Origin of the sequence: Phenylobacterium sp., from assembly GCF_036263695.1 — a bacterium.
In the GTDB taxonomy this organism is placed as follows: Bacteria; Pseudomonadota; Alphaproteobacteria; order Caulobacterales; family Caulobacteraceae; genus Phenylobacterium.
The window spans coordinates 1-7,086 of record NZ_DATAGM010000234.1; the positions used below are offsets into that span (position 1 = coordinate 1).

Below are 7,086 nucleotides of genomic sequence, written 5' to 3' on the forward strand. Positions count from 1 at the left end.
GCTGCAGCAGTCGGGCCACAAGCCGATCGTGGTGATGGGCGGCGGCACCACTAAGGTCGGCGACCCTACCGACAAGGACCAGTCGCGCCCGCTGCTGTCCGACGAGCAGATCGCCGCCAACATCGCCGGCATCAAGTCCACCTTCGGCAAGTTCCTGACCTTCGGCGACGGGCCCACCGACGCGGTGATGGTCAACAACGCCGACTGGCTGGAGAAGCTCGGCTACGTGGAGTTCCTGCGCGAATACGGCGTCCACTTCACGATCAACCGGATGCTGAGCTTCGAGAGCGTCAAGCTGCGGCTCGAGCGCGAGCAGCCGATGACGTTCCTCGAGTTCAACTACATGCTGATGCAGTCGGTGGACTTCCTGGAGCTGGAGCGCCGGTTCGGCTGCCTGTTGCAGATGGGCGGCTCGGATCAGTGGGGGAACATCGTCAACGGGGTGGAGCTGATCCGCCGCGTCGATCAGAAGCCGGCCTTCGGGCTAACCACTCCCCTGCTCTCCACCGCCTCCGGCCAAAAGATGGGGAAGACGGTGGGCGGAGCCGTTTGGCTGAACGCCGACATGCGCAGCCCCTACGACTACTGGCAATTCTGGCGGAACACCGAGGATGCGGACGTGGGCCGGTTCCTGCGGTTGTTCACCGACCTGGAGCCGGGCGAGATCGCGCAGCTGGAACAGCTCCAGGGCGCGGACATCAACGAGGCCAAGAAGCGGCTCGCGGACGAGGCCACGACCCTGCTGCACGGGGCGGATGCGGCCCACACCGCCCGCGAGGCGGCTGAGAAGGCGTTCGAACAGGGCGCCCTTTCGGCAGACCTGCCGACGATCGAGGTCCCGCGCGCCGCGCTGGAGGAAGGCGTGCCGCTGGCCACCCTGGCCGCCGACGCCGGCCTCGCCGCCTCCCGCTCGGAGGCCCGGCGCCTGGCTCAGGGCGGCGGCCTGCGGGTCAACGACAAGGCCGAGGCTGACGCGAGCCGCAACGTCACCACCGCCGACCTGGTGGACGGCGTCGTCAAGCTCGCCGCCGGCAAGAAGAAGATCGTGCTGGTGAAGCCGGTCTAGGGAACGCGGTCTCTACCTCGCCCGCGAAGCGGCGGGAGCGGGCGGTGGAGGGGGCGGGCCGCCTGCTCCGCCGCTCGTGCTGCTGGGGTGCGGTGGAGGATGACTTTCGCCTGCGTGTGTGGCCTGCCCCCTCCACCACGCGCTCTTCAGCCGGCCTCCGCCGGCTTCGGCCGTGGTCCCCCTCCCGCCGCTTCGCGGGGGAGTTAGCGCGCCATCAAGCCGACGGCCGCCGGAACGCCCAGAGCTTGGCGAGCACGAAGGTGGGGCCCGGCACCAGCAGCACCACCGCAACCAGCGCCGCCCAGAACGGCCAGCCGATCCGGTGCACGCAGACCCAGACGATCAGCTGGTTGAGGCCAAGGCCGAAGAAGGTCACGGCCAGGAAGCGGGCGAACTGGGCTGCGTTCCGCGAGGGCGCGCCGAAGGTCAGCCGCGCGTGGCCCAGGTAGGAGACGCCGATCCCGCAGGTGTAGCCGATCAGGTTGGCGAGCAGCGCCTCGACGCCTGCCAGGCCCTCCAGCGCCAGCGCGATCAGCACGTGTGTCAGGGTGGCGGCCAGGCCCACCGCGCCGAACACCGCGCCCTGGCGGACCAGTTGCAGCAGAGGCGCCAGCGGCCGGCTCACCGGTCGAAGCCGATCTTCTCGCGCACCAGGTAGATCGGCCGCCCCTTCACCTCCTGGTACAGCCGCCCGACGTACTCCCCGAGCACCCCGAAGGCGATCATCTGCACCGCGAAACCGAACAGCATGACGACCATCAGTGAGGCCCAGCCGGGCGCCTCCCGGCCATAGATCAGCACCTTCAGGACCGTGTAGCCGGCGTAGAGCAGGGCCAGGCCCGCCAGCGCCAGCCCCACCGCCGTCCAGATCCGCAGGGGCGCGGTGGTGAAGGAGGTCAGCCCGTCCACCGCCAGCCGCCACATCCGCGCAAGACCGTAGGAGGTGGCGCCGGCCACCCGCTCGGGCCGCACGTAGGGCACGCCCACCTGGCGGAACCCGACCCAGGTGAACAGGCCCCGCAGGAACCGGGTCCGCTCCGGAAGGTCCTTCAGGGCCTCGACGACCTTGCGGTCCACCAGCCGGAACGAGCCGGTGTCGGGGGGGATGGGCACGTCGGAGAGGGCGTTGAACAGCCGGTAGAACATCCCCGCGGTCGAGCGCTTGAAGAAACCGTCCCGGCTGCGGTCGGCGCGGATGCCGTAGACGACGTCGTAGCCCTGCTCCCAAAGCGCGATGAACTCCCCGATCAGCTCAGGCGGGTCCTGCAGGTCGGCGTCGAGCAGCACCAGCATGTCGCCGTCGGCCGCCTCCAGCCCGGCGGTCAGCGCCGCCTCCTGGCCGAAGTTGCGGGCCAGCAGCAGGACGCGCAGGCGCGGGTCGACCGCCGCGCGGGCCGCCAGGGCCGCGGCGGTGCCGTCCCGGCTGCCGTCGTCGACGCAGACGATCTCGACGGCCACGTCCTTCGGCAGGACCTCGTCCAGCCGCTCGAACAGCGGCCCGAGCACGGCCTCCTCGTTGTGCATCGGGACGATCACCGACAGCGTCGCGCCCCGGCGCGAGCGCTGCTGCGCTCCGGACGCGGCCTTGGCGGCTGCTCCCCCTTCCGAAGAATCCATGCGACACCCCTGCCTCGCGGCCGACCCGCCGACGCCGCCCTCCCATCATCGGGCGGTTCGCACAAGCAGCAATTCGGGAGCAGCGAGTGGAGATGTCGCAGGCGCCGGCCGAGACCGGGGTGAAGACCAGCCGCCTCACGCGGGCGGGGCTGGCGGGCGTGCTCGCCGCCTATCTGTTGTTGTCCGGCTACATCGCCTGGCGCACGACGGTGCTGCAGCCCTACTCGGACATGTTCGACTGGGTGTTTCGCTACCTCAACTACCGGGACGGGCTGCCGCTCGATCAGTACCTGCTGATCCCGCACAACTTCCACCGGCTGGTGACCACCTTCGGGCTGATGGACCTGGACATCCGGTTCTTCGGGGCCAGCGGCCTGCTGCTCCTGGCGGTGACGCTCCTGGCGCTGGTCGGGGCGGCCGCCGTGCTGGGGCGCGAGGCAGCGCAGACCGCGCCGCCGCCGATGGGCCTGGCCGCCGGCTCCCTGGCCGCGATGTTCGCGCTGCTGGGCGCGGTGATCCCGGACGCCACCATCCACATCAACGCCCAGTACGTGCACACCCTGTTCTTCGTCGTCGTCGCGATCGCGCTCGCCGAGCCGGAACAGGTGAAGACGGGCCTGAAGCCCCGCCACTTCGCCGCCCTGCTCGCCGCCGCCGCCGCCCCGCTGGGCAACGGCGTTGGCCTGGCGGTCTGGCCGGTGCTGATCTACGGCGCGCTGCGCAGCGGCCAGGACCGCCGCTGGCTGGCCCTGCTCGTCGCCGCGGCCGCCGCCTACATTGGCCTCTACGCCTCGGGCCAGAGCGGAACCGGCGCCAAGAGCCCGCTGGAGTGGTCGCCTGCGGACTTCATCGCCGCCGTCCAGCTGGCGCTCAGCTTCCTCGCCCTGCCCTGGACCCGAATCGCGCCGAGCTACGGGTGGGTGCTCGGCCTCGGCGTCGCCCTGGCCGGCGCGGCCATCGTGCTGTTCCGGGGCGGCCCGGACGCGCCGCGCGGCGAGCGGCTGGCGAGCCGGCTCATCCTCTACTCCCTCGGCGCCGCGCTGATGGCGGCGCTCGGCCGGACGGGCCTCGATGAGCCGTCCAACGTCCCCGTCCGCTATCAAGCCCAGCTCGTGCCGCTGCACGCCGGTTTCGTTATCTTCGCCGCGCCCTACGCCGCCCGCGTTTGGCGCGCCCGGCCCCGGCTGACGGAAGCCGCCGCGGTGGCCGCCGCCGGGCTCATGCTCGCCCAGCAGGCGGTGATGGGCGCCAGCCTGATCCGGATCTCCGACGCCCAGCGGCAGGTGATGGCCGACTTCCGCGCCGGGCGCACCAGCCCCGAGATGCTCTCCCGCGTCCACCCGAACCTGGAGCATGCGCGCGCCATGCACGCCAGGATGGACGCCGCCGGCCTTTATCGGCGCGAGGTCCACTTGAACCGCATCGCGCCGCCGCGCTAGGTCACGGGCGGAGGCACCCATGACCGAGTTGACCGAAGGCGCCAAGGCGCCGGACTTCGAACTGCAGGGCGATGCGGGCCCGATCCGGCTGGCCGACTTCGCCGGCAGGCCCCTGGTCCTCTACTTCTATCCGAAGGACGACACGACCGGCTGCACCAAGGAGGCGCAGGACTTCTCCGCTCTGGCGGACGAGTTTCGGAAGGCCGGCGCGGCGGTGCTGGGCGTCTCCAAGGACAGCGTGAAGAGCCACGGCAAGTTCGTCGAAAAGTACGGCCTTTCGATCCCCCTCGGCTCCGACCCGGAGGGCGCGGTCGTCGAGCGCTACGGCTCCTGGGTCGAGAAGAGCATGTACGGCCGCAAGTACATGGGCACCGACCGCTCCACCTTCCTCATCGACGGGAAGGGCGTGATCCGCCGGATATGGCGCAAGGTGAAGGTCCCGGGCCACGCCCAAGAGGTGCTGAAGGCCGTTCAGGGGCTCACCACCGCCGCGTGAGGCGCCTGCCGCAAAGCCGCCGCAAAATCGCGGCCTGACGCCGCATCCGCGGGGACCCACGCTCCGCGCCGGTCGCCGATCGGCGAACGCGAGGTTGCCTCGCCGAAGGGAAACGCCCTGCCCGCCGGCGGATTAACGGCTGCGGCGACACTGTGGCCAAGCTTGGCACGCGGCCCCGCGGCGCCCTGGCGCTTGCCGGGAGTCGCTTAACACATGCATACCTTGCGGGCCTCCACAGCGAAGGTCCTCCGACGCGATGAGTCTCTCCCGCCTGGCGCGCTTCTACCGCTCCCTCGAGGCGATGTTCCCGGAACGCCACCTCTATGTGCGCACCGGCGGGCAGATGCAGGCCTTCGTACTCACCACCCAACGGCAGTTGGCGCTGGCCGGCGTTGTGGCCGGCGCGGCGCTGTGGATGGGAATCGCCACCGCCGCCCTGCTGGTCAGCTGGGTCAGCCCCTCGGAGGCCGAGGCCGAGATCGCCCGCACCCAGGCCCGCTACGAGCGGCTGATCGCCGACCGCCAGGCCCGGCTCGACGCCCTCTACGCCCAGGTGAACACCGAGAGCGGTTCGGTCGCCGAGCTCGCCGCCTCGGTGGAGAACCGCCACGCCGCGCTCGCCCTGCTGCTCACCGACGTCAAAGGCGCGCCCGGGGCGGCCCAGGCGCTCGCGCCGGCGCTGAACAAGGTGGCCGCAGCCCGCCAGACCGATCCCGTCGACCGGGTCGAGCTCGTCCGCCTCTCGCAGGACCAGCTGGTCGCCGCCGCCGAAGGTTACGCCAAGACCCGCGCCGAGCGGCTGAAGCTGGCCTTCCGCATGGCCGGCCTCAGCCCCGACAGCTACGCCCCGCCGCCGGGCTCGCTGGGTGGGCCGCTGATCGAGGCCAAGGATTCCCGGGCCCTCGCCGCCCTGCTCGACGTCGACGAGGCCTTCGCCGGACGCATCCAGCGCGCGGCGGAGAGCCTCACCGAGGCCACCGCCCTGACCGACGCCGCGCAGACCCTGCCGCTGGCCCGCCCCACAGCCACCAGCCGCTCCAGCGGCTTCGGCTTCCGCATGGACCCGTTCACCCGTCGGCCGGCCTTTCACTCGGGCCTGGATTTCGGCGGGGCGCTGGCGACCCCGATCGCCGCCACCGCGCCCGGGGTGGTGTCGTTCACCGGCCAGCGGTCCGGGTACGGGAACACCGTCGAGGTCGACCACGGCCGCGGCTTCAAGACCCGCTACGCCCACCTCGCCGCCATCTCGGTGAAGCCGGGCCAGCGAGTCGTGCTCGGCCAGCGGCTCGGAGCCATGGGCTCCACCGGCCGCTCCACCGGCGTCCACCTGCACTACGAAGTGTGGGTCAACGGACGCGCCCAGAACCCAGACCGCTACCTGAAAGCAGGGGATCATGTTCGGCAAGCCAGCTAAACCACCCGCCGCCCCGCCGCAGCCGACCGCCACAATGGCGCCGCCGGCTGTCTCCACCGTCACCTCCGCCCAGGCCCCCGCGGCCGATCCCGCCCCCAAACCGGAAAGCGTTCCCGTGGCTCTCACCGACAACCTCTCGAACAACCTACGCAAGTCGCCCGTCGCCGCATCGCTGATCGCCGAGAACATGACGCTGGAAGGCGCCATCACCGCCGAGGGCGAGCTGCATGTGGACGGCACCATCCGCGGCGAGGTCCGCGTCACGCGCCTGACCATCGGCGACAGCGGCCACATCGAAGGCACTATCACCGCCGAGACCGTCGAGGTGCGCGGTAAGATCGTCGGCGCGGTGACCGCCAAGCAGATCCGCCTGGCCTCCAGCGCCCACGTGGACGGCGACGTCACCCACGAGCAACTGGCCATCGAGGCAGGCGCCTTCTTCCAAGGCCGCTCGCTGAAGTTCCAGCGCCAGGCCGCCCCCGCCGCCGTCACCGGCCCCCGCGCGGTCGAAAAGCCCGCCGACAAGCCGATCACCCGGCCGGAAGCGGTCGCGAGCTGACTCTCCTTCCCTCCCCTCTGGGGAGGGACCTTATTGCTTGGCGCAGGCGCTACGGTCGCCGGCGGTGCAGGCCGCGACCTGGGCCTGCCAGGCGGCGCGGTCGGCCTCGTACTGAGCCTTCCGCCGCGCCGCTTCCGCTTCAGTAGCCGCGACGGCGTCGCGGTAGGCCTTCTGCTGGGCCTCGAAGGCGGCCAGGTCGGCCTGATACTTGGCCTTGGCGGCCTCTTCCCGCGCCTGCGCGGCCGCGTTGCGGTCGCTGATCTCGCGGTTGAGCGCCTGGATGCTCGGATCCACCTCCCAGGGCGTCCGATCACCGACGTCCCGGCCCCGCCAGTCGAGGGTCACGAACTTCACCTGCGGGTCGTTGTCCGGTCCGAGGGTGGTCAGGCTCTTGAGCTCGGCCGCTGCGCCCGCCTCGGTGTCGGCCCAGGTGCAGGCGACGGCGTCGCGATTTGCGCCAGGGGCCAGCAGGCCCACCGAGGCGAGATGTTCGGC

General features: G+C 71.4%; 7 protein-coding genes and 1 pseudogene. 5 read left to right on the top strand and 3 right to left on the bottom strand.

What is annotated here, in order from left to right; translation table 11 throughout:
• The first annotated feature begins 1 nt into the window (after position 1).
• Positions 2–1,066: a tyrosine--tRNA ligase gene (gene tyrS, locus VHK87_RS09490; protein WP_329634656.1), complete on the top strand. Its 1,065-nt coding sequence runs from the start codon at positions 2–4 to the stop codon at positions 1,064–1,066.
• Positions 1,067–1,280: 214 nt separating this feature from the next.
• Here tyrS and VHK87_RS09495 read toward each other — a convergent pair whose 3' ends face one another.
• Together VHK87_RS09495 and VHK87_RS09500 are read right to left on the bottom strand one after the other, a co-directional pair.
• Positions 1,281–1,691, bottom strand: coding sequence for a GtrA family protein (locus tag VHK87_RS09495; protein WP_329634657.1), 411 nt, complete (start codon positions 1,689–1,691; stop codon positions 1,281–1,283).
• The gene (locus VHK87_RS09500) at positions 1,688–2,683 is read right to left on the bottom strand and encodes a glycosyltransferase family 2 protein (protein WP_329634658.1); all 996 of its coding nucleotides are present in this window, start codon (positions 2,681–2,683) and stop codon (positions 1,688–1,690) included. Before VHK87_RS09500 ends, VHK87_RS09495 begins: the two co-directional genes overlap by 4 nt.
• A gap of 92 nt (positions 2,684–2,775) precedes the next feature.
• Here VHK87_RS09500 and VHK87_RS09505 point away from each other — a divergent pair, with 92 nt between their 5' ends.
• From VHK87_RS09505 to VHK87_RS09520, 4 genes are all read left to right on the top strand, one after another.
• Positions 2,776–4,122 (top strand): hypothetical protein, encoded by a 1,347-nt coding sequence (locus VHK87_RS09505; RefSeq protein ID WP_329634659.1) that lies wholly within the window; start codon positions 2,776–2,778, stop codon positions 4,120–4,122.
• Between the two features lie 19 nt (positions 4,123–4,141).
• Entirely contained in the window at positions 4,142–4,618 is a 477-nt protein-coding gene (locus tag VHK87_RS09510) for a peroxiredoxin (RefSeq protein ID WP_329634660.1), read from the top strand.
• A 256-nt stretch (positions 4,619–4,874) separates the two neighbouring features.
• Positions 4,875–6,032: a M23 family metallopeptidase gene (locus VHK87_RS09515; protein WP_329634661.1), complete on the top strand. Its 1,158-nt coding sequence runs from the start codon at positions 4,875–4,877 to the stop codon at positions 6,030–6,032.
• Entirely contained in the window at positions 6,013–6,591 is a 579-nt protein-coding gene (locus VHK87_RS09520; RefSeq protein WP_329634662.1) for a polymer-forming cytoskeletal protein, read from the top strand. The genes VHK87_RS09515 and VHK87_RS09520 overlap by 20 nt, the downstream gene beginning before the upstream one ends.
• A 30-nt stretch (positions 6,592–6,621) precedes the next feature.
• On the opposite strand, the pseudogene VHK87_RS09525 reads toward VHK87_RS09520, so the two are convergent.
• Positions 6,622–7,086: pseudogene (locus VHK87_RS09525) on the bottom strand (hypothetical protein); the annotation flags it as partial.

Bases quoted from the DNA above. Each gene is read 5' to 3' on its own strand.
- VHK87_RS09500 (WP_329634658.1), bottom strand. From the start codon at position 2,683: ATGGATTCTTCGGAAGGGGGAGCAGCCGCCAAGGCCGCGTCCGGAGCG.
- VHK87_RS09505 (WP_329634659.1), top strand. From the start codon at position 2,776: ATGTCGCAGGCGCCGGCCGAGACCGGGGTGAAGACCAGCCGCCTCACG.
- VHK87_RS09520 (WP_329634662.1), top strand. From the start codon at position 6,013: ATGTTCGGCAAGCCAGCTAAACCACCCGCCGCCCCGCCGCAGCCGACC.
- VHK87_RS09510 (WP_329634660.1), top strand. From the start codon at position 4,142: ATGACCGAGTTGACCGAAGGCGCCAAGGCGCCGGACTTCGAACTGCAG.
- VHK87_RS09515 (WP_329634661.1), top strand. From the start codon at position 4,875: ATGAGTCTCTCCCGCCTGGCGCGCTTCTACCGCTCCCTCGAGGCGATG.